We start from the raw sequence: 22,114 nt of genomic DNA on the forward strand, positions 1-22,114 counted from the left end.
ATGTAGCGATGAAGACCCCGTTTTTGTTTATCGACCGCGACGGCACCCTGATTGAAGAGCCGGTCACCGACAAGCAGGTGGACAGCCTCGCCAAGCTGCGCTTCGAGCCCATGGTGATCCCGGTGCTGCGCGAATTGCAGGCCGCCGGCTACGTGCTGGTGATGGTGACCAACCAGGACGGGCTGGGCACCGCCAGCCTGCCGCTGGAGAACTTCCAGCCCCCCCACGACCTAATGATGCACCTGTTCGAATCGCAAGGGGTGAGCTGGGAGCAGGTGCTGATCTGCCCGCACTTCCCCACCGATGGCTGCAGCTGCCGCAAACCTCACCTCGGGCTGGTGAAGGAGTATCTCGCCTCCGGTCGCATCGACTTTGCCAACTCCTTCGTGATTGGTGACAGACAGACCGATCTGCAGCTGGCCGACAACATGGGCATTCGCGGTATTCGCTACCACCCGCAAGATCACGACTGGCTCGCCATCCGTGATCAGCTGCTGTCCAAGGGACGTGTGGCCGAAGTAGAGCGTTACACCAAGGAGACCCGCATTCAGGTTGCGGTGGATTTGGACAAGAGCGGCGGCAACCAGATCGCCACCGGCATCGGCTTCTTTGATCACATGCTGGATCAGATAGCGACCCACGCAGGTTTTCGGCTCAAGCTCAAAGTGAGCGGCGATCTGCACATCGACGATCACCACACAGTGGAAGACGTCGGGCTGGCGCTGGGTCAGGCGCTGCGCCAGGCCCTTGGCAACAAGCGCGGCATCGGCCGCTTCGGCTTCGTGCTGGCGATGGACGAGGTGCAGGCGGTGATCGACGGTCGCCCCCGCCTGGTTGACGGCGCCAATGACAGCACCCAGGCCCCCTCGCTGACCGAGCTGGACGTGGCCACCGCGCTCGACTTGAGCGGCCGCCCCTACTTCGTGTTCGACTGCCCAAGCGGTTTTGGCCGCGACAGCGTGGGCGAGATGGCCACCGAGATGGTGCCCCACTTCTTCCGCTCCCTTTCGGACGCCATGGCCATTACCTTGCAGATGAAGGTGGGCAGCGGCAACACCCACCACCAGGTGGAGGCGCTGTTCAAGGGCTTTGGCCGCGCCCTGCGTCAGGCCATTCAGGTGGAAGGGAGCGAGCTTCCCTCCAGCAAGGGAGTGCTGTGATGGATATAAGCAAGCAGAAGCTGGTCATTATCGACACCGGCTGCGCCAATCTGGCCTCGGTCAGAATGGCATTCGAGCGTCTCGGCGTGCAGCCGCTGGTCTCCAGCCAGGCGGCCGATATCGAGCAGGCGGACAAGCTGATCCTGCCCGGCGTCGGCACTGCGGTGGCCGCCATGAATAATCTCAACGAACGGGGGCTGGTGCCGCTCATTCGCGCCGCCAAGCAGCCGCTGCTGGGTTTTTGCCTCGGCATGCAGATGCTGGCGGAGGCGTCCGAAGAGAGCATGGCGGCCGATGGCAAGACCCATGCCTTGATCGATTGCCTTGGCATAGTACCGGGCAGGATCAAGCTGATGGAGGTGGGCAACCTGCGCCTGCCCCACATGGGCTGGAACCAGATTGAGCACGACGAGACCCATCCTCTGCTCAAGGGGATCCCGAGCGGCAGCTACTTCTACTTCGTGCACTCCTATGCGCTGGAGGTGACCGAGGCGACGCTGGCGACCTGTGACTACGGCAAGCCTTTCACCGCCATCGTGGGCGGGGTTGCAGAGCACAGCAATTTCTTTGGCGCCCAATTCCACCCGGAGCGCTCCGGCGCGGCCGGTGCCCGCCTACTGCAAAACTTTTTGGAGCTGTAACAAGGATGATTATCCCAGCCATTGATCTGATTAACGGCCAAGTCGTGAGGCTCTATCAGGGCGACTACGGCCAGAAGACCGCCTACAGCGACAGCCCGCAGGCCCGCTTCGACGAATATGTTTCCCAGGGGGCGGTGCAACTGCACCTGGTGGACCTTGACGGTGCCAAGGATGCCAAGGCGCGCCAGCTCCCCCTCATCGCCCAGCTGCTGTCGGCCACCGAAGCACCGGTGCAGGTGGGGGGCGGTGTGCGCAGCGAGCAGGATGTGGCTGACCTCTTGGCCGCCGGCGCCAGCCGGGTGGTGATCGGCTCCACCGCCGTCAAATCGCCGGAACTGGTGGCCAGCTGGATGGAAAAATACGGCCCCGAGCGCATCGTGCTGGCACTGGACGTCAACATTGATGCCCAGGGCAATCGCCATATCGCGGTGGCCGGCTGGCAGGAGAACAGCGGGGTGACCATCGAGGCGCTGATCGAGCGCTTTCTGCCCGCCGGTCTCAAGCACGTGCTCTGTACCGACATCAGCCGTGATGGCACCCTCTCAGGCACCAACGTCGAGCTCTACCGGGATCTCTGCGCCCGTTATCCGAGCGTCGGCTTTCAGGCCTCCGGCGGCATTGGCGGCATCGAAGACATCGAGGCGCTCAAGGGTTCAGGGGTCAAGGGGATCATCCTCGGCCGCGCCCTGCTGGAGGGCAAGTTCTCGGTAGGGGATGCCATCGCCTGCTGGGGGAATGGCAGCCTGTAAACAAGCCGCAGCGTCGCCATCAGGACGTCGATTGAGAGAGAGGCTCCCTGCCGGGCCATCCGGCCGGAAGCCTCTTCATCAAGGGGTAAATCGAGGTAAGTCCTTATTACTTGGTAACAATTGACTCTATACTCGAATTCACTGAGACAACGTCACGGAGGACCTATGTTTACATCTCACTCCGCCACCATCCTGATTGTCGATGACTCACCCGAAAATCTGATGGTGCTGACCGACCTGCTCTCTCCCACCTATCGGGTGCTCGCCGCCCAGAGCGGGGAGAAGTGTCTGCGGATCGCCACTGGCAAGACAATCCCGGATCTCATCCTGCTGGATGTGATGATGCCTGGCATGGACGGCTATGAGGTGCTCAAACAGCTGCGTATTACCCCTGCAACCAGTCGTATTCCGGTGGTGCTGCTCACCGCCCTCGCCGACCCCCAGAGCGAGGAGTACGGTCTGTCGCTGGGAGCCGCCGACTACATTACCAAGCCCATCAAACCGGCCATCGTCCAGGCGCGGGTGCGCACCCAGCTGGAGGCCAAACAGGCCCGCGACGGCCTGCAGAATCAGAACGCGGCGCTGGAGGCCGAGGTGGCACGCCGGATGACCGAGAACGACCTCATTCAGCAAGTCTCCATCCGGGCACTCGCCCATCTGGCGGAGATCCGCGACCCCGAGACCGGCAATCACATCTTGCGCACCCAGGGCTACGTCAGGCAACTGGCCTGTGCGCTGGCCAGTCACCCCCGTTTTACCGACACCCTGACCCCCCGCTACATCGATCTGCTGAGCCGCTCGGCGCCGCTGCACGACATCGGCAAGGTGGGCATTCCGGATCAGATCCTGCTCAAACCGGACAAGCTGACCCCGGCGGAGTGGCAGATCATGCGCACCCACGCCAAGCTCGGCAGCGACGCCATCGAAGAGGCCGAGCGGGACATCGAGCAGCCGCTGGTGTTTCTCACCCTGGCCAAGGAGATCGCCCACTGGCATCACGAAAAGTGGGATGGCAGCGGCTATCCCGACGGCCTGCAAGGGGACGCCATCCCGCTCTCGGCCCGCCTGATGGCACTGGCGGACGTGTTCGATGCGCTCATCAATGTGCGAGTCTACAAGGCGGCCATGCCCTATGAAGAGGCGCGCGCCCTGATCCTCTCCGGCAGCGGCCAGCATTTCGACCCGGATGTGGTGACGGCATTTGACAACCACTTCGAGCAGTTCGTCGCCATCGCCGAGCGCTACCAGGATGACAATGAGGCCAGACATGGCTGAGCAGCCCTCGTTGACCCGGGCCCATGTGCTCAACGTCGTGCTCACCTATGCCGCAGTGGCGAGCCTGTGGATCCTGCTCTCCGACAAGGCGGTGGAGTGGTTGTTCAGCACCCCGGCCCAGTTCGCGCTGGCCAGCACCATCAAGGGGTGGCTGTTCATCCTCATCACCGCCACCATGCTCTATACCATGCTGCGCCGGCGCATCGACCAGCCGACGGTGACCACTTCCCCTTCCCGGCGCCAGCTGTTGCCGTTCGTGCTGCTCAACGGCCTGATCCTGGCCCTGACCGCCATGGCCATCGCCCAGAACATCAACCTGACCCAGGACAAAGAGGCCGCCCGGCTCGAAACCATTGCCGATCTCAAGAGCAAACGCATCACCGAATGGCTCAGCGCCCGGGAATTTGACGCCCACATTCTGTTTGAAAATCCGCAATATGCCGCCCTCTATCGCGAAGCCCAAGCCACCCGTGCCGGTCATGCCAACCTGATGACCAAACTGGACGAATTTATCTCCATTCGCCGCTTCAGTGCCGCCAGCGTGCTCTCGCCAGAAGGCAACCTGCTGTGGCACACCCCGGATGCCAGCGGCCTGAGCGCCCAGTTGCGCGCAGCGTTGAAGGACGCAAAAAGCGGCAGCATCACCCGGGTCGGCCCCTATCTGGACGAACAGGGTCAAGCCCGCCTCGACTTTATCGCCCCACTCCCCATGGCGGGCGACAAGTCACCTTTCATCGTGCTGCAGATAAGCCGCAGTGACTGGCTCAACAACATTCTCAAGTCATGGCCGGTGCCGGACAGCAGCGGTGAGGCCCTGCTGTTTCGCCGCAGCGGCGATCAGATCCAGTTTCTCAACGATGTGCGCTATCGCCCCGGTTCGGCTCTCACCCTGCATTTGCCCGTCAGCAGCAAGGAGTTGCTGGCAGTCCAGTTCCTGCAGCAGAGTCGCAATGAAGAGGGCAAGGCGCTCTTCTTTGGCAAGGATTACCGCAACACGCCGGTATTTGGCACCGTACAGCCGGTCATGGGCACCGACTGGTATCTGCTGGCCAAGATAGACAAGGCCGAACTCACCCGGGCGGAGCTCAAAGAGAGCGTCTGGATTGGGCTCATTGGCCTGCTGGTGCTGCTTATCGCCAACACCGGCATCGTGCTGCTGCGCCAGCACACCCGACTGCAGATGGCCGAGCAGGTTCGCCAGTCCCAAGCCGGCCGCCTGCAGGCGCTGCAACTGCTCTCCGCCATCGCCGACAGCTCGGAAGATGCCATCTTCGCCAAGGACAGAGAGGGCAAATATATCCTGTTCAACCGCGCCGCCAGCCAGTTCGTCGGCAAATCGGCCAGCGAGATGCTGGGTCAGGACGACATGGCCATCTTTCCCCCCGATCAGGCCCGCATGCTGATGGCACTGGGTGAACAGGTGATCGCCAACAACCGGGTACAGACTCAGGAGGAGTACCTGACCCTACCAGGCGGCGAGCGTGTGTTTCTCGCCACCAAGGGGCCGCTGCAGGACAGCGATGGCCAGGTGATAGGCATCTTCGGCATCTCTCGCGACATCACGGATTTCAAGCGGGCCGAAGCGGGCCTGCGCGAGCGGGAGGGGCTGTTTCGCGCCCTGGTGGAACAGTCACTGGCCGGCATCTACATCATCCAGCAGGGTCAGCTCTGTTACATCAACCCAGGTTTTGCCCGCCTGTTCGGCTACGCCTCGACCGCTACCCTGCTCAAAATTGGCACCCTGCACGCCCTCGCCAGTCCGAAAGACAGCGCCAGGGTGGCTGAGCAGCTGCAACGCTGCGAACAGGAAGACAGCGAGATCCACACCCGCTTCACCGCCCTGCACCACGACCACCAGAACATCGAGATGGAGCTCTATGGGCGCCGTGTCGACTATCGCGGCCAACCTGCCGTGCTTGGTCTGCTGCTGGATGTCACCGAGCGCGAACAGGTCGAGCAGGCCCTGACCCGTCAAGCCAGCGAGCTTCGCCAGCAAAACAATGAACTGGAGCGGTTCAACAAGGTGATGGTGGACCGGGAGCTGGCCATGCTGGCCCTCAAGCACAAGATCAACGAGCTGTCACTTCAGCTCGGGCAACAACCCCCCTATCCGCAGGCCCCCACCCCGCCGGAGGAGTCCCTATGACGCGCTGGTCTTCACTGTGGCATCCTCGCCAGCCCAGACAGCGCTGGGGGGTCTGCCTGCTGGCGGTGTTGCTGCCCGTGCTGATGCTGCAGATCCGGGTCCAGCTGCCCATCGCCTTTGGCGAGCGGCCGCTGCTGGTGCTGTTCATGCTGCCCATCACCGTCTGCGCCCTGCTCGGTGGCCTGCTGCCCGGCCTGCTCTGTACCCTGGTGAGCGGTCTGCTCACTACCTACTTTCTACTCGCCCCGCTTCACGAGCTGCGCATCGGCGCCGGGCAGGATCTGGTGCAGTGGGGCATTCTGATCGCCAATGGCGTTCTCATCAGCCTGCTCAGCGCAGCCATGCACCGCTCCCGCGCCCGGGAAACCCAGCGCTGGCAGGAGCTCAGCAGCATCCAGTCCCGCCTGCAACAAAGCGAGACCCGCTTCCAGGCCACCTTCGAGCAGGCTGCGGTCGGCATCGCCCTGGTCTCCCCGGATGGCAAGTGGCTGCGGGTCAACCGGCGGCTGTGCGACATGCTGGGCTACCAGGCCGACGAGCTGATGGGCATGACCTTCCAGCAGATCACCCACCCGGATGATCTCTTCATCGACCAGACCTACGTCGCCCAGATGCTGGCGGGCGAACGGCAGCACTACACCCTGGAGAAGCGTTACCTGCGCAAGGGCGGCGAGGTCCTCTGGATCACCCTGACGGTGGCGCTGGTCAAGGACCTCAAGGGAAAACCGGATTATTTCATCTCGGTCATCGAGGATCACCAGCAGCGCAAGGAGACCGAAGAGGCGCTGCGCCGCAACGAAGGGATCCTGCGCGAATCCCAGCACCTGGCCAAGATCGGCAACTGGCGCTGGAACATCGCCGACGACAGCCACTTCTGGTCGCCGGAGATCTACCGCATCTATGGCCGCGATCCCTCCCTGCCCCCCGCCATCTACCCCGAGGTGAGGAAGTACTTCACCCAGGATGGCTGGCGCGCCATCGCCCAGTCGGTCGAGCGCTGTCTGCAGGATGGCCTGCCCTACGAGTGCGATGCCGAGGTGATCCACGAACAGGGCGAACCCATCTGGATCATCGCCCGTGGCGCCGCCCTGCGTGCCAACGACGGCACCATCGTCGAGCTGTATGGCACGGTGCAAGACATCACCGAACGCAAGCTGGCCGAGCAGCAACTGTTGCACAACCAGCAGGTGGCCCTCGATACCCAGCGCCGCGCCAGGCTGGCGGCGCTCAACCTGATGGACGACGCCATCAGCGCCCGCATCCGCGCCGAAACCACCAGCAGCGCCCTGCGCGAGAGCGAGCAACGACTGCTGATGGCCCAGGAGGGAGCCCACGTCGGGATCTGGGAGTGGAACATGCAGGGTGGCCGGCTCTTCTTCTCCCCTGAATGCGCCCGCCTCTATGGCCGCAGCGCCGAGCAGCTCAGCGAGTTCAAGCAGTGGCACAGCTGCCTGCACCCGGACGACAAGCCCCGTCTCGACAAGTTGCTGGCGGAGCTGCCGGCAAGCGGTAAACCCATCGAGATCGAATTTCGGATCCTCTTGCCAAACGGCGATGTACGCTGGCTCAGCAGCAAGGGCAGCATCTACCGGGATGCCCAGCAGCGCCCGCTGCGCCTGCTCGGCATCCACCTCGACATCACCGAGCGCAAGCAGGCCGAGCAGCAGTTGCGCCAGCTTTCACTGGCGCTGGAGCAGAGTCCGGATGGCGTCTTCATCACCGATACCCAGGCCCGCATCGAATATGTCAACGTCGCCTTCCTGGCTGCCAGCGGCTACCAGCAGAGCGAGGTGATAGGGCAGACTCCCTCTCTGCTGCGCTCCGGCCTCACCCCCAAGGCCACCTACATCGCCCTGTGGGATGCCATCAAGCGCGGCCAGCGCTGGCACGGCGAGTTCATCAACCGGCGCAAGGACGGCTCTCATTATCAGGTGCTCGCCACCGTCTCTCCCATTCGCCAGGAGAATGGAGCCGTGACCCACTACGTGACGGTGCAGGCCGACATCACCGAGAAGAAGCAGCTCGGCGAGGAGCTGGACCAGTACCGCTACCACCTGGAGGAGATGGTCAACGAACGCACCCTGCAGCTGGCTCAGGCCCATCAACGGGCGGAGAGTGCCAACCGCGCCAAGAGTGCCTTCCTGGCCAACATGAGCCACGAGATCCGCACCCCGATGAACGCCATTTTGGGGCTCACCTACCTGCTCAAGCGCGACACGCCGGATCACACCCAGCAGGATCGACTGGAGAAGATCGACAACGCCGCCCAGCACCTGCTCACCATCATCAACGACATCCTGGATCTCTCCAAGATCGACGCGGGCAAGATGGCACTGGAGCAGAGCGACTTCTCCCTTACCGCCATGCTGGACAACGTCAGCGCCTTGATGAGCGAGCAGGCTCGTGCCAAGAGGCTCACCATCATAGTCGACATCGGCGATACCCCGGCCTGGGTGCACGGCGACATCACCCGCCTGCGTCAGGCGCTGCTCAACTACGCGGCCAACGCCATCAAATTCACCGAACAGGGCTCGGTCACCCTGCGGGTCAGGGTGGACCACCCGCTTGCCGGCGGCTATCTGCTGCGCTTCGAGGTGGAGGATACCGGCATCGGCATCAGCCCGGAGCAGAGCGAGAAGCTGTTTCAGGCTTTCGAGCAGGCGGATGTCTCCACCACCCGCAAATATGGCGGCACCGGCCTTGGGCTTGCCATCACCAGCCGGCTTGCCACCCTGATGGGCGGGGAAGTCGGGGTCACCAGCACCCTTGGCAAGGGCAGCTGCTTCTGGTTTACCGCCCGCCTCGCGGTGGGTCAGGGCGAACCGCAGCAACCGGCGCCGCTCGAACAGACGGTGCAGCAGGCCCTCTTCTTTGCCAACCACGCCAGGGTACTGCTGGTGGAGGACAACGCCATCAACCGCGAGGTGGTGCTGGAGCTGCTCAACAACAGCGGCCTCGTCATCGAGACGGCGGTCAATGGCCAGGAGGCGCTGGAGCGCGTCAGCCAGCACCCGTTCGATCTCATCCTGATGGACATACAGATGCCGCTGATGGATGGCTACAGCGCGACCCGGGCCATCAGGGCCCTGCCGGGCTGGGAGCAGGTTCCCATTCTGGCGCTGACCGCCAGTGCCTTCGAAGAAGACAGAAAGGCCTGCGAATCCGCCGGCATGAATGACTTCATCGCCAAACCGGTGACCCCCGCCAAGCTGTTCGAGGCGCTGCAGCAGTGGCTGCCCCACAGCACGGCCGCCGCCCCCAAATACCAGCGGCGGACAACCGACCTGCTGACTGGCCCCCTCACCCGCCTGCAAAACCTGCCCGGGATGGATCTGCAACAGGGGCTGGCGGCGCTGCAGGGCAACCAGAGCAAATACGTCGCCCTGCTGCGCCACTTCGCCAGCGAGCACAGTCAGGACATGCAGCAGCTGGAGAGCCATCTACATGCTGGCGACAGGCCGGCCGCCAGCCGGCTGATCCACACCCTGCGCGGGGTGGCCAGCACCCTCGGGCTGGTGGAACTGGCCGCCCAGAGCCAACAACTGGAGCAGGATCTGGCCAACAACAGCCAGCCCCTGGCCGAGCGGATGGCACCGATCGCTCGCCTCCTCAGCGAACTGCCCAGTCTGCTGGGGGAAGAAGATCCCAGCCCCGCCGCGAGCGCCGCGCCGCTTGGCAGCCACGGGCAGCAACAGCTGCTGCGCCAGATTGAAGAGTTGCTGGTGCAGAGCGACACCGCCGTGATCCCGCTGTTTGAGCAGTACGCGGCCCCCCTGCTGCTCGCCTTGGGGACGCCAGGCGAGATCCTGGCTCGCCAGCTGAAAGTGTTTGATTTTGATGGTGCCCTGCTCACCCTTCGTGAGCTGCTGGCAGCAGATGGCTCTCAGCCAGGTTTGAGCGGCCAGGCGCCTGCTGGCACCAGCCGGCATCAGGGCGCGAGCAAGCTTGATAAAGGGTTGAATCACTGAATAAAGTCGTGCATATAGTGGTACTCCCCCGAGTGAAGACACCGCCCGTTTCGGGTCTCTTTTTCCCGCTCAGGAACCCGCTGTTAAAGCATGCAAGCCACCTTTTTCACTCGCCGCCGGGCCCCTGGGCCCGTTGGCAACAACGTTAGTTTTAACAGTGCTTTACATGGAGCAACGAGCATGTTGTCAAAGCGTATTATCCCCTGCCTCGACGTCAAAGATGGCGTGGTGGTCAAGGGAGTGCAGTTTCGTAATCACGAGGTGATGGGCGGCATCGTCGAGCTGGCCCGCCGCTACGCCAGCGAAGGGGCCGACGAGCTGGTGTTCTACGACATCACCGCCTCGAGCGATGAGCGGGTGGTGGACAAGAGCTGGGTAAGCCGGGTGGCCGAAGTCATCGACATCCCCTTCTGCGTTGCCGGCGGCATCAAGAGCGTGGAGGATGCCCGCCAGATCCTGGAGTTCGGGGCCGACAAGGTCTCCATCAACTCGCCGGCGTTGGCCGATCCCACCCTCATCACCCGACTGGCCGAACGCTTCGGCGTGCAGTGTGTGGTGGTGGGCATCGACTCCTATTTTGATGCGCAGAGCGGTCACTATCAGGTCAAACAGTTTACCGGCGACGAGAGCCGCACCCGCACCACCGCCTGGCATACCCTGGATTGGGTGCAGGAGGCGCAAAAGCGTGGAGCCGGTGAAATCGTGCTGAACGTGATGAACCAGGATGGCATGCGCCAGGGCTATGATCTCGAGCAGCTCAAGCTGGTGCGGGCCGTCTGCAAGGTGCCGCTCATCGCCTCCGGCGGCGCCGGTGCCATGGAGCACTTTCGCGATGCCTTCACCCTCGCCGACGTGGACGGAGCGCTGGCCGCCTCCGTGTTCCACAAAGGCCTTATCCCCATTCCCGAACTGAAACGCTGGCTGAAAACCGAAGGAGTCGCCATCCGTGAATAATCAAGCAGTAAACAACGAGCAGTCGCTCGCCGAACGCCTGGACTGGGCAAAATGTGACGGCATGATCCCCGCCATCGTCCAGCATGCCGCCAGCGGCGAAGTGCTGATGCAAGGTTTTATGACCCGGGAAGCTTTGGATAAAACCCTGGCGACCAGTCAGGTCACCTTCTTCAGCCGCAGCAAGCAGCGCCTCTGGACCAAGGGGGAGAGCTCGGGCCATGTGCTCCAGCTGGTCGCCATCACCACCGACTGCGATCAGGACTCCCTGCTGATCGCCGCCAACCCCGTCGGCCCCACCTGCCATCTGGGCAACCCCTCCTGCTTCGACGGCCACCCCGTGCCGCCCCTTGGCTTCCTGGCCGAGCTCGAGCAGATCTTGGCAGCCCGCAAAGGCGCGGATCCGGCCACCAGCTACACCGCCAGCCTCTATGCCAAAGGCACCAAGCGCATCGCCCAGAAGGTGGGTGAAGAGGGTGTCGAAGTGGCGCTGGCCGCCATGGCCAAGGATCGGGAGGAACTTATCAACGAATCCGCCGATCTGCTCTATCACCTGACCGTGCTGCTGCAAAATGAGGGGCTGGGATTGCAGGATGTCGTTCAGCGGCTTTATGAACGGCATAATAAATAAATTTTCTTATTGCTTAACGGGCTATTCAGCCCGTTAAGCTCAGTCAAATGACATCGCTAACTCAACCCAGTTTCTATATACCGACATATCTAATCTGGATTTTTCATATAGCTCTGCATTTAAAATGTAATACTTCAGAGCCTCGCAGTGCTCATCTCTATTAAATCGAGAATGCTGATCAATTAAAATTTTATTTTGTTCTAATAGATGAACAGATGCATTATTGTGTTCACCAAGATAACTCCAAAGATAGTCTCTGATTAAATTTTCAATTTGAATACTGTATTCACCAGAAACAAATTCGACTCCCTGCACTGCTCTCATGGAGAGATATATTGAGCCTTGCAGTTCATTTAATGCCTTTGGTTTTATTTCCTGCATCTTTACATTTGCCAGTTTCTGTCTGCTTCTTGCCATTGTGATTATCATTTCATAATCGGATGGTTTTATCTCATGTAATGCAAGCATATAAGCCAAGAAGACTACATTAATATCGTCTTTCTCTAAATTTAAAAGTACCAATGTCATACGGTCAATTAACTTCTCTGTACTTCGCAAAGATAAGTGGCATGCATCAGATATGGATGACAATACTGTGATAATAGCTTCTATATTTAACCCTTTAGGCCAAACATTATCAAAAGAATGATCTACAAGTACACTATTAGATAAATTACTTTCTATAAAATGTCGTTTTGAACCAGCTAACAAGCTAAAGCGCCTACTAAAAAAACGACTTAAATATGTATGTGCATCAAAATCAGCGCCGTAAATCACCTTCACTGCATGTTGCAATTGCTCGGTATCCGTTGCCAATACAAAAACAACTTTGGGAATGTCGAATATATGCTTGATTGTTTCCAGCATTTCTACCGCATAGGAGGGGCGGCAGCGATCCAGTTCATCAATCAAAATAAAAGCGGGATAATCAAGATCTCCATTACCTAATCCAACAGCCCCTTCCACCCATTGCCGTATCTCTTGTTTAAGATACTGGATAGATTCATAACGCTCTTTCTGATTACTGCATAAGGCATCTACCAGCTGATTGGCATCAGCCCCTTCCAGAGAAAAATCATCTTCTTCCAATCCAGCCTTCTTAATGGCCGCTTTCAATGCCAGTTTGCCGCCGACCTTAAATAATCCCAACAAACGCTGACGCATTCTCTCGGGAATAGGGTTCTCTTTACCTGCAACATGCTTTAGCTGGTCAATAATCGAAGAGATCACCGTCAATAAGGGATCATCAGAAAAGTCCTGCTGCCAAGCATCGATATAGACGGTGGGATAGTGCTGTTTCAGCTCCATATACCAGCGCTTGATAAACCAGGTTTTGCCTGCCCCCCATTCGGCATTGAGGTTCAACACATAGTTGCGCTGTTTGCCCTCTGTCGCCAGATAATTGGTCAGAAATTCGGCATAGCGAGCGCGATCCAGTCGATCTCCTGCGAGAGTATCCCGCACTCCTTCAATGGTTCCCGGACCACTCCATGCAATGGAGTTTTCCCAATTAAACTCTGCACGCGTCATAATATTTTCCTGCCTCGATATTGAGCAGGATATTACCAGAGTGAGCTCCGAAAGAGTTTGATGGACATAGAAGTTTGGTGCCATTTTGCTCCAGGCAAAATGGCACCAACTCAAAACTTGGGATGAGAGTGGCTAGCTCCTACCCCAGCTGCTGGCGCAGCATAAATTTCTGCACCTTGCCGGTGGAGGTCTTCGGCAGCGGGGTGAAGATGATGCGTTTGGGGGCCTTGAAATGGGCCATCTGCTCACGGCAAAACGCAATCAGCTCGGCCTGGCTGAGTTCGCGCCCCTCCTTGAGCTTGACGAAGGCGCAGGGCACCTCCCCCCACTTCTCGTCCGGCATGGCGATCACCGCCACCTCGTCCACATCGGGATGGCGATAGAGCACGTCCTCCACCTCCAGACTGGAGATGTTCTCCCCGCCGGAGATGATGATGTCCTTGGATCTGTCCTTGATCTCCACGTAACCGTCCGGGTGCCATACCGCCAGATCGCCACTGCGAAACCACCCCTCCGCCATCGCCTCGGCGCTGGCAGAAGGATTCTTGAGATAGCCCTTCATCACCACATTGCCGCGCAGCACGATTTCGCCCATGGTCTTGCCATCCCGGGGGACCGGCTCGCCGCTGACCGGATTGATGACCCGCATCTCTCCCTGCAGGGGTGAGGCTACCCCCTGACGTGCTTTCAGACGCGACAGCGTGGTGGCATCCTGCCCCTGCCAGCTTCTTTGCGGTTCGCACAGCACGCAGGGGCCATAGGTTTCGGTGAGGCCGTAGACGTGGGTCACGGCAATCCCCATCGCCTCCATGCCGGCGATCACGGTGGCGGGTGGCGCCGCCCCTGCCGTCATCGCCTTGATGGGGTGGTCGAGCCCGCGTTTGAGGACCGGATCGGCGTTGTTGAGCATGTTGAGCACGATGGGGGCGGCGCAGAAGTGGGTCACCTTGTGCTCGTGCAGCGCCTCATAGATGGCTGCCGCCTGCACATGGCGCAGGCAGACGCTCACCCCGGCGGTAGCTGCCAGCGTCCAGGGGAAGCACCAACCGTTGCAGTGAAACATCGGCAGGGTCCAGAGATAGACGCTGTGCTTGGGCAGCTCCCAGGAGAGCACGTTGTTGACCGCATTGAGGTGGGCGCCGCGGTGGTGATAGACCACCCCCTTGGGGTTGCCGGTGGTGCCGGAGGTGTAGTTCAGGGAGATCGCCTGCCACTCATCTTGCGGCAGCCAGCCGGGCTCATCCCCATTCCCCTCTGCAAGAAACGCCTCATAGTCGAGGTCGCCGACCAGCTCCCCCTCTCGGTAGAGGGGATCGTCGATGGCGATGAGCAGCGGCGCGAGTTCAATCAATGTCAGCGCCTTGCGCACCACGGCGCCGAATTCCCTGTCTACCAGCACCACCTTGCTCTGGGCATGCTGGAAGATAAAGGCCATCGACTCGGCATCGAGCCGGGTGTTGATGGTGTTGAGCACGGCGCCGCTCATGGGCACCCCGAAGTGGGCCTCGAACATGGCCGGGGTATTGGGGGCGACGATGGAGACGGTATCCCCCTCGCCGATGCCATGCAGGCGAAGGGCCGAGGCCAGCTGGCGACAGCGCTGCTCGGTCTGGGCCCAGCTCTGGCGCAGGGGGCCGTGGATCAGCGCCGGATAGTCGGGGTAGACCCGGGCGGCCCGCCCCAGAAAGCTGATGGGGGTCAGCGCCTGGTAATTGGCGGGATTTTTTTCCAGATCGCGCTGATAGATGTTCTGCTCTGTCATCGGGTTCCTTCCTCGCAGGTAGCAAAAGCGGTGCGCTCCCGGGAGCGCCGGCAACCACCCTCTGGCGTCCTGCCAGAGGGTGCTCGTATCGGGGATCACAGCCTAGCGCGAGGTGATGGTCGCAGGTATTAGCAAAACGTCTTAGAGGCGCCGTGCTGGCGCCGCTAGTCTGACCAAGCTGCATGCTGATGCCTGTTTTTTCAGCGACAAATGTCGATGGCCAATATCCTCGGCATAAAACCCGGCAAATAATGAATATGCTGATGCTTGCATGCAAGCTGGCCATATCTGGTTGCAGGATTACCGATATCGATATATTTACAAACATCGCCAGCTGGATATTTATGGCATAAGCAAGCGCATCGGTTTATTGCCAATAAATTAATGACAAACCTCCCATTAAATATATTTTGTGACGGCTTCCATAAAGCAGGCCCGCAGCGCTGTTCATGCTTCCCCTCGGCGGGTTATGGTTTCTTGGTGAAACAATCTACCGGATGTTCAATATCAGGCCAGATTTCTCGCCATACGATGCGCCACAACCAGTGAGTTTGCGCACTCTCGCTGCATGACGAAGGAACCCTATCGACCCGATATTCCGCCGAGCCCGAACCTGCTTTATCGAGGAGCATTTTATGTGTGCCGAGCCGAATACCCAGACCCGCAGACAATTTCCCACCGCGTTTACCATTTTGTTTTTGATCATGTTGTTGGCCATCGCCCTCACCTGGATAATTCCGGCGGGCGCCTATGCCAAGCTCTCTTATAATCCCGCCAGCCATATGCTGACCATCAACACGCCGCAAGGGGAAACCCGGCGCGTGCCCGCCACTCAGGATGAGCTGACCAGGCTCGACATCAATATCGGGGTGGAGCAGTTCGTCAACGGCACCATCCGCAAGCCCATCGCCATCCCCGGCACCTATGAGCGGCTGGCCCAGGCGCCGAAGGGGCTCTCCGACGTGGCAGTGAGCATGGTCAAGGGCACCATAGAGGGAGCCGACATCATCGTCTTCATCCTGGTGCTGGGGGGGCTGATCGGCGTCATCAACAAGACGGGGGCCTTCAACGCCGGGCTGGTGGCGCTGTCGCGCAAGACCCGGGGCAACGAGTTCCTGTTTGTGGCGCTGGTCTGCTTTGTGATGGCGCTGGGGGGCACCACCTGCGGACTGGAGGAGGAGGCCGTCGCCTTCTATCCCATCCTGGTGCCCATCTTTCTGGCGCTCGGCTATGACGCCATCGTCTGCGTGGGGGCCATCTTCCTTGCCGCCTCCATGGGCACCACCTTCTCCACCATCAACCCCTTCTCGGTGGTGATCGCCTCCAACGCCGCCGGCATCCCCTTTACCGAGGGGCTGAGCGTTCGCGCCGTCGGCTGTCTGGTGGGCACCCTGGTGGTGATCGGTTATCTCTACTGGTACTGCAAGAAGATCAAAGCCAACCCCGCCTTCTCCTACACCTATGAGGACAGAGAGAGCTTCCGGGCCCGCTTCCTGAAAGAGGGCTCCCTCGATGAAGGGGTCCCCTTCACCCTGCGCCGCAAGATCATCCTGACCCTGTTCATCCTCGCCTTCCCCCTGATGGTGTGGGGCGTCTCCATGGCTGGCTGGTGGTTCCCGCAGATGGCGGCCTCCTTCCTTGCCGTCGCCATCGTCATCATCTTCATCTCCGGCCTCAAGGAGAAAGAAGCGGTCGAGGCCTTCACCCAGGGCGCGTCCGAGCTGGTGGCCGTCTCGCTCATCATCGGGCTGGCGCGGGGGGTCAACCTGGTGCTGGATCAGGGGATGATCTCGGACACCATCCTAGCCTATGCCTCCAGTCTGGTGGCCGGCATGCACGGCGCCGTGTTTGCGGTGGCCCAGATGCTGGTGTTCACCCTGCTGGGGCTGGTGGTGCCCTCCTCCTCGGGGCTGGCGGTGCTCTCCATGCCCATCATGGCGCCGCTGGCGGATACCGTGATGATCCCGCGCTACATAGTGGTGTCGGCCTACAACTGGGGACAGTACGCCATGCTGTTCCTGGCCCCCACCGGGCTGGTGCTGGTCACCCTGCAGATGCTCGGTATCCAGTTCAACCAGTGGGTCAGGTTCGTGCTGCCCATGGTGGGCTTTGTGCTGGGATTTGGCGCCCTGATGCTGGTGGCGCAGGTGATGATGATCTAGGGCACATGGCCCCCGCCCCGGCGGGGGTCATGCCTTATCCAGGGTGCAGATCTGGAGAGCCTAGTGACGCACCCTGTGTTGCTGGCGAAAACAGAAGAGCTTTAGGCTGATGTCGGCAAGGTCGGCGGGCAGCTCCTGCGCCGTCTCACAGAGGGGTTGATAGAGGGAGTCCAGCAGCCGCTGGGCTTGTTCCCGGGTGATGATGCCGGCCTGCACGGCCGGTTGTATCCATCTTGGCAGCATCGACATATGAACCCCCTTGCTGACCGGATGACCGCAGCCGATCTGGCCTGACTGCGGGTGGCGCCTGCCGGCTCACATTGGAGCGGGCCGCCAGAGACGCGCGATTTATTCTCTCTGCCAACAGAGCAAGCATAATGCTTGCCGTGATCTGTTATCGGCCGCCAGCCATCCCGGCAACAGTGATTTATCAAGCGGTTGGCGCGCCCTGACTGACGCTGGTGGATGACAAGTTCCTCTGGTTTGCCACTGCGCCAGCCAGCGGTGGCAGGAGCTTGGCGCAAAATGGGAAAACAGGTCCAGCTGAATCGCAAAATGCCATTCGCAGATCGCTTTTGTAGCCTTCCCCCCGCCCCTTGTCGCCAAAGCCCGACACCTTTTTGACGAGGCTCTTTTCGATGCAGTCAGGGGCTGTCGTGCCCGCACCGGCTTTGCCTTGTGCCTCCTTGCCCTTGTGCCAAGATGACCGCAAGCAAGAGACGCATCCCGTGATGCATTTGAGGAGAAGAAAAAATGAACAAATCCATGTTGGCAGGAGTCGGGATCGGTGTGGCCTCTGCGCTGGCCTTGTCAGCCGCCGCCAGCGGATCCCTGTTTTCATCACAGCCTCAGTTCGCCGAAGTGCTGGCCAGCAAAGCGGTGACCGAGACCATCAAGACCCCCCGTCAGGAATGTCGCAACGTCACCGTGACCCACCGCAAGCCGGTGCAGGACGAGCACAAGATCCTGGGTACCGTGGTCGGCGCGGCGCTAGGCGGGGTGCTCGGCAACCAGTTCGGCGGCGGCAACGGCAAGAAGGTGGCGACCGCCGCAGGTGCCGTGGCCGGTGGCTATGCCGGCAACCAGGTGCAGGGCAACATGCAGGCCGGTGATACCTACACCACCACCGAGCAGCGCTGCAAGACGGTGCAGGAGAGCAGCACCCGTACCCTGGGCTATGACGTCACCTACCGCCTCGCCGGTCAGGAAGGGGTGATCCGCATGAACAAGGCCCCCGGCGCCACCATCCCGGTCAAGGATGGCAAGCTGGTGATCGACGGCCCTCAGAGCGGCAGCTGATCCCGTCAGCTGGTCCAGCTCAGAGGCCCATCCTGGTGATGGGCCTCGCTGTTTTCGGTACTCCCGGCTGACAACAGCAAGGTGACCAACAACAGAAAGGGGCCCGCAGGCCCCTTTTTATATTGAGAAGTCATCCTCAGTGGCGACCGAAAGGCCACCAGGACTTGTCGTTGTCCAGAATGTCGACCCGGGTCTCCTGCAGGTTGCCCGGCTGGCCACCTTGCAACGCAGCCAGGCTCACCTTGAACTGCTCGGTGGGCTCGACAAACCAGTCATCGATGATCAGCACCTTGACCGACTTGCTGCCCCCCTCGCCCGCGGCCCAGCTCACCGACTGACCGAACCAGGGCAGGAAATCTAGCCCCCAGCGCGCCGTGACTCCGTCAAGGGCCACCCGGGCCCGGGCCGGCTTGCTCAGATCACCGCTGCGCACCAGCGGGATCTCGGCAAACCACTGCCCCTCGTTCACCGTCAGGCTGGCGCGCGCCAGCGAGATGGTGGACGGCGCCAGCTTGTCCTTGATGGTCACCAGGGTCTGGTGCTGCTCGCCCAGGGTCGCGCCACTCGGGTCAAACAGCTCCAGGGTAAAGGTCTCGTCCCCCTCGTTCAGGGTGTCGCTCTTCACCGGGATGCTGATGGTCTGGCTGTCGCTCTGTCCGGCGGCCCAGTGCAGGGTGCCGGTAAGCGGCGCCACGTCGTTGGCATCGGCGCTGCCGTAGGCAATGCGGTAGCTGACGCTGGCCTCCCCATAGGTGCCGTCACGGCGCGCCACGCTCAAGGCCAGGGTGTTGCCCTCCTCCACGTTCGCAGCGGCGCTCTCGAGGCTCAATACCCCGGCAGGCGGCAGCGGATACTGGATGGCCACCAGCACGGGATCATGATCCGAGGCGCTGAAGGGCCCTTCGGATTTCGCCAGCTGGCCGCTGTACTTGCTGCCGTACTCGAAGAAGTTGCTCTCGGCGGAGTTGATGTGCCAATCCTCGATGCCGATCACCTTGGCCGCGAGACTCGGGTTTGCCAGGGCGTGATCCAGGTTGCCGAGCTCACCTTCATAGCTGTAGGAGTAGGTGTCGGTGCCGTGGAAGCGGGTGTTGAGGTTGATAAGGCCATACCCCTTGCCAAGGGCGCTGCCGCTCTCCTCATAGGGCTGACCCGCCAGGGTGGTGAAGGAGGCGCTCATGATCTGACGGGGTTGAGCGGCCGGATCATAGTTGGTCAGCACCCGGATGGGATCCTCCATGCCGTAGGCGTTCATGTCGCCGATGAGCAGCAGATCCCCGGCCAAATCCTTGAGGTGCTCCCCCAGCACCTTGGCGGCGGAGACCCGCAGCGCATTGCAGTGGCCCTGGCCATCCAGCGGATCGGCGGTGGCGTAGTCGGGGTAATCCTCGAAGCAGGCGGAACCCTTGGACTTGAGATGGTTGACCACCAGAGTCAGCGGCGCATCCCCCTTGGGCGAGCTGAAGCGCTGCACCAGTGACTCGCGCATCCCCTGATTGATGGTCACCGGCTTGCCGCTGGCATCCACCGCCTCAGCCTGCTGCACCGGCAGCGCGATGAGGCTGGCAGCCCCCTCCGGGGTCACCTTGGCGGGTCGGTAGATGAGCCCCACCGTGATGGCGTCGGTGCCAATCGGCTTGCCATCCGGCGAGGCAATCCAGCGGTAGTGATCCGCCTCATCCGGCTGGGCGGCGTTGAGGGCCGCCACCAGGTTGGCGATGGCGGAGTTGTCGCCATAGCCGTTGTTCTCGATCTCCATCAGCCCCACCACGTCGGCATTGAGGCGGGTGATGGCGCTGACGATCTTGGTGCGCTGCAGCTCGAACTCCGCCACCGTCAAGGCGCCCCGGTTGCTGCCGGTGGGGTTGGCATCCCCGCCCACGACCGTGGTGAAGAAGTTGAGCACGTTGAAGCTGGCGACCCGCAGATCCCCCGCCTCGGCGAGTTCCGGCGTTTCCACCCGATCCCAGCCACTGTGATCTATCTGGCTGGCGTCGATGTGGTTGCTGGCCACCAGTCGGAACAGGTTGTAGGAGTAGCCAAGCGCCCCTTCCAGCCCGTTGAGCTTGTCGCCGATGCGCAGGTAACCGTCCTCGGCGTTGAAGCCGGGGAACCAGGGCAGCACGCCGTCCGGCGCCTTGGCGTCGGTCTCCACCACCAGCTGGTTCTGCTGGTTGCGCAGAGCCCAGTTGCTCGCCTCCTGGCTCATGGCGGCAAATTTCTGGGTCGACTTGATAAGCGGCGCACCATAGGCCAGCACCAGGTTGTTGCGCTTGCCGTCGTAATCGAAGCTGAAGTTGCGGGTCACCACCAGGCTGGAGCCCGGCACCAGCCGTACCTGCATCCCCTCGTGACGCTCCAGCAGCTGGCTCAGGCTCTCGCCCGCCACCGGCAGCAGATCCACCGCGGCCGGGATGGCCCCCTGCGGCCGGGTCACCACCAGCTCGTCGGCGTTGAGCTGGGTCTGGTTGAAATACTCCTTCACCTTGCCAGAGACGCACACTTCGGCCCCCGGCACGATGGCAGCGTTGGCCTTGGTGCTGTAGACGAAGAGGCCGTCGGAGGTGGCCGGATCGCCGTCCCCCTGCTCATCTTGAATGAAGAAGCCCTTGTAGAGGCCGCTGACCACCTGAGTCACCACGCCGCGGGTGGCGTAGGCCTGTTCCGATTCGAACTTGCCGGCCGGCACCAGCGGGCTGCTGGTGCCCGGGCCCTGAATGGCGGGCACCGGCACCAGGCTGTCCACCGGGCAGACGAAGGCGGGCGGCTGGGTGCCATCGCAGGGACCATCGCCACTGCAACCCAGGCCACTGGCGTCATCTTTCGGGGCGGCCACATATTCCAGCGCTGGATCGAAGGGTCCGGTTGCCTCAGTCCGGCCGGTGGTGACGGTGGCCTTGCGGCGCAGGGTCATGTCCAGGGTCGAGACGTTGCCCGACACCCAGGCCGTGCCCGGATCCACCCCGACCTGGCCGAAGCTGTCGATTATCTCGCTGCCGCGATAGAGCACCAGGGCGTCGTCACCGTTGAACACCAGGTTGCCGCTGGTGCGGTTGGCCTTGGCCAGGATCTCGCTGCTGGCGGAGGGGTTGGCCAGCACCAGGGTGGCGCCCGGGGCCAGCGTGCCTTGCAGCGTCAGGCTGTTGGTGGGGGATTCGCTGATGGGTTTGCCGTTGGCGTAGAGTGCCAACCGGTATTGGGAGAGATCGACGAGGTCGCTGCCGAGGTTGCTCAGCTCCACCGCCTTGTTGTTGCCCGAGCCTTCCAGGTATTCGCTGATGAGCAGCTGTGCCTGTGCCGGTCCCGCCAGCGCCAGCCCGACGGCCAGCGCTACCAGAGAGTGTCTTCCTGACATGCCAGTTTCCTTTTTCTTTTTGATGTTATGTTTTGCGCCCCGCCAAGCGGGCCGCAGCACCTGATTACAACCCTGATTGCGTATCATGGCGGCCTTGGCCGACCATGGCGCCTACTCTGCCCGTTTCCGCTAAGGGTCGCCGCGAGCTGGCTAACAATTACAGAAAAATGTTGCGACCAGGTGACAAAAAAGAGGGCTTTTTTCAGACTCCTTGCCATTATTTTCCGTTATTTCCCGCCCGCCGGTATTTGCTGCCGCCAATAGGCAAAGGCGGCGCACAAGATGGCGACACAAGCTGACATATCGCGTAAAAACAGTCGCTTGCCACCCCACCGGCTGCCGCGCGCAGCCGATTGTTTGTTATTCAGGCGAACAGATGGGTGACACGGGATAGGTGCCCCCCACTGCGGCGTTGTTTCCCAAATCGATACCGCCTGAGGCGTTGTTGCCCAAATAAGCCATTAGGCCACAACTTCCCCAGCCCC

The 22,114-nt window shown here is 61.3% G+C and carries 14 protein-coding genes; 10 read left to right on the forward strand and 4 right to left on the reverse strand.

Translation table 11 applies throughout. The features are described from left to right. The first annotated feature begins 8 nt into the window (after nt 1-8). The 8 genes from hisB (at nt 9) to hisIE (ending at nt 11,521) form a co-directional block, all read left to right on the forward strand. The gene (gene hisB, locus PG899_RS20180) at nt 9-1,160 is read left to right on the forward strand and encodes a bifunctional histidinol-phosphatase/imidazoleglycerol-phosphate dehydratase HisB (protein ID WP_077095459.1); all 1,152 of its coding nucleotides are present in this window, start codon (nt 9-11) and stop codon (nt 1,158-1,160) included. Then, the gene (hisH, locus tag PG899_RS20185) at nt 1,160-1,801 is read left to right on the forward strand and encodes an imidazole glycerol phosphate synthase subunit HisH (RefSeq protein ID WP_077095460.1); all 642 of its coding nucleotides are present in this window, start codon (nt 1,160-1,162) and stop codon (nt 1,799-1,801) included. Before hisB ends, hisH begins: the two co-directional genes overlap by 1 nt. 5 nt (nt 1,802-1,806) lie before the next feature. Next, nucleotides 1,807-2,550 (forward strand): 1-(5-phosphoribosyl)-5-[(5-phosphoribosylamino)methylideneamino]imidazole-4-carboxamide isomerase, encoded by a 744-nt coding sequence (gene hisA, locus PG899_RS20190; RefSeq protein WP_044800028.1) that lies wholly within the window; start codon nt 1,807-1,809, stop codon nt 2,548-2,550. 165 nt (nt 2,551-2,715) lie between these two features. Further along, complete coding sequence (locus tag PG899_RS20195; protein WP_016350784.1) at nt 2,716-3,825, forward strand: response regulator; 1,110 nt, start codon at nt 2,716-2,718, stop codon at nt 3,823-3,825. Further along, nucleotides 3,818-5,971: a PAS domain-containing protein gene (locus tag PG899_RS20200; protein ID WP_077095461.1), complete on the forward strand. Its 2,154-nt coding sequence runs from the start codon at nt 3,818-3,820 to the stop codon at nt 5,969-5,971. The genes PG899_RS20195 and PG899_RS20200 overlap by 8 nt, the downstream gene beginning before the upstream one ends. Further along, a complete protein-coding gene (locus PG899_RS20205; RefSeq protein ID WP_077095462.1) occupies nt 5,968-9,939 on the forward strand; it encodes a PAS domain S-box protein in 3,972 nt (1,323 codons plus the stop codon). Before PG899_RS20200 ends, PG899_RS20205 begins: the two co-directional genes overlap by 4 nt. Before the next feature lie 180 nt (nt 9,940-10,119). Continuing rightward, the gene (gene hisF / locus PG899_RS20210) at nt 10,120-10,893 is read left to right on the forward strand and encodes an imidazole glycerol phosphate synthase subunit HisF (protein WP_010633929.1); all 774 of its coding nucleotides are present in this window, start codon (nt 10,120-10,122) and stop codon (nt 10,891-10,893) included. Then, nucleotides 10,886-11,521: a bifunctional phosphoribosyl-AMP cyclohydrolase/phosphoribosyl-ATP diphosphatase HisIE gene (gene hisIE, locus PG899_RS20215; RefSeq protein ID WP_077095463.1), complete on the forward strand. Its 636-nt coding sequence runs from the start codon at nt 10,886-10,888 to the stop codon at nt 11,519-11,521. Before hisF ends, hisIE begins: the two co-directional genes overlap by 8 nt. A 39-nt stretch (nt 11,522-11,560) precedes the next feature. Here hisIE and PG899_RS20220 read toward each other — a convergent pair whose 3' ends face one another. Together PG899_RS20220 and PG899_RS20225 are read right to left on the reverse strand one after the other, a co-directional pair. Then, entirely contained in the window at nt 11,561-13,051 is a 1,491-nt protein-coding gene (locus tag PG899_RS20220; protein WP_077095464.1) for a KAP family P-loop NTPase fold protein, read from the reverse strand. A gap of 139 nt (nt 13,052-13,190) precedes the next feature. Next, nucleotides 13,191-14,813 carry an acyl-CoA synthetase gene (locus PG899_RS20225; RefSeq protein ID WP_077095465.1) on the reverse strand — a complete coding sequence of 541 codons (1,623 nt, stop codon included), beginning with the start codon at nt 14,811-14,813 and terminating at the stop codon, nt 13,191-13,193. 635 nt (nt 14,814-15,448) lie between these two features. Between PG899_RS20225 and PG899_RS20230 the strand changes: the two genes are divergently transcribed. Then, nucleotides 15,449-16,975 carry a YfcC family protein gene (locus PG899_RS20230; RefSeq protein ID WP_077095466.1) on the forward strand — a complete coding sequence of 509 codons (1,527 nt, stop codon included), beginning with the start codon at nt 15,449-15,451 and terminating at the stop codon, nt 16,973-16,975. A 60-nt stretch (nt 16,976-17,035) separates the two neighbouring features. Here the strand turns inward: PG899_RS20230 and PG899_RS20235 are convergent, their stop codons facing one another. Then, nucleotides 17,036-17,224, reverse strand: a complete 189-nt coding sequence (locus PG899_RS20235; RefSeq protein ID WP_017764436.1) for a hypothetical protein — start codon at nt 17,222-17,224, stop codon at nt 17,036-17,038. A 504-nt stretch (nt 17,225-17,728) separates the two neighbouring features. On the opposite strand from PG899_RS20235, the gene PG899_RS20240 reads away from it, so the two are divergent. After that, the gene (locus PG899_RS20240; RefSeq protein WP_016350791.1) at nt 17,729-18,274 is read left to right on the forward strand and encodes a glycine zipper 2TM domain-containing protein; all 546 of its coding nucleotides are present in this window, start codon (nt 17,729-17,731) and stop codon (nt 18,272-18,274) included. 136 nt (nt 18,275-18,410) lie between these two features. On the opposite strand, the gene PG899_RS20245 is transcribed toward PG899_RS20240, so the two are convergent. Next, nucleotides 18,411-21,629, reverse strand: a complete 3,219-nt coding sequence (locus tag PG899_RS20245; RefSeq protein ID WP_077095467.1) for an ExeM/NucH family extracellular endonuclease — start codon at nt 21,627-21,629, stop codon at nt 18,411-18,413. Nucleotides 21,630-22,114: the final 485 nt, after the last annotated feature.

Source organism: Aeromonas sp. QDB39 (assembly GCF_027707585.1).
GTDB classification, from domain to species: domain Bacteria; phylum Pseudomonadota; class Gammaproteobacteria; order Enterobacterales; family Aeromonadaceae; genus Aeromonas; species Aeromonas hydrophila.

Bases quoted from the DNA above. Each gene is read 5' to 3' on its own strand.
- hisB (WP_077095459.1), top strand. From the start codon at position 9: ATGAAGACCCCGTTTTTGTTTATCGACCGCGACGGCACCCTGATTGAA.
- hisH (WP_077095460.1), top strand. From the start codon at position 1,160: ATGGATATAAGCAAGCAGAAGCTGGTCATTATCGACACCGGCTGCGCC.
- hisA (WP_044800028.1), top strand. From the start codon at position 1,807: ATGATTATCCCAGCCATTGATCTGATTAACGGCCAAGTCGTGAGGCTC.
- PG899_RS20195 (WP_016350784.1), top strand. From the start codon at position 2,716: ATGTTTACATCTCACTCCGCCACCATCCTGATTGTCGATGACTCACCC.
- PG899_RS20200 (WP_077095461.1), top strand. From the start codon at position 3,818: ATGGCTGAGCAGCCCTCGTTGACCCGGGCCCATGTGCTCAACGTCGTG.
- PG899_RS20205 (WP_077095462.1), top strand. From the start codon at position 5,968: ATGACGCGCTGGTCTTCACTGTGGCATCCTCGCCAGCCCAGACAGCGC.
- hisF (WP_010633929.1), top strand. From the start codon at position 10,120: ATGTTGTCAAAGCGTATTATCCCCTGCCTCGACGTCAAAGATGGCGTG.
- PG899_RS20220 (WP_077095464.1), bottom strand. From the start codon at position 13,051: ATGACGCGTGCAGAGTTTAATTGGGAAAACTCCATTGCATGGAGTGGT.
- PG899_RS20225 (WP_077095465.1), bottom strand. From the start codon at position 14,813: ATGACAGAGCAGAACATCTATCAGCGCGATCTGGAAAAAAATCCCGCC.
- PG899_RS20230 (WP_077095466.1), top strand. From the start codon at position 15,449: ATGTGTGCCGAGCCGAATACCCAGACCCGCAGACAATTTCCCACCGCG.
- PG899_RS20235 (WP_017764436.1), bottom strand. From the start codon at position 17,224: ATGTCGATGCTGCCAAGATGGATACAACCGGCCGTGCAGGCCGGCATC.
- PG899_RS20240 (WP_016350791.1), top strand. From the start codon at position 17,729: ATGAACAAATCCATGTTGGCAGGAGTCGGGATCGGTGTGGCCTCTGCG.
- PG899_RS20245 (WP_077095467.1), bottom strand. From the start codon at position 21,629: ATGTCAGGAAGACACTCTCTGGTAGCGCTGGCCGTCGGGCTGGCGCTG.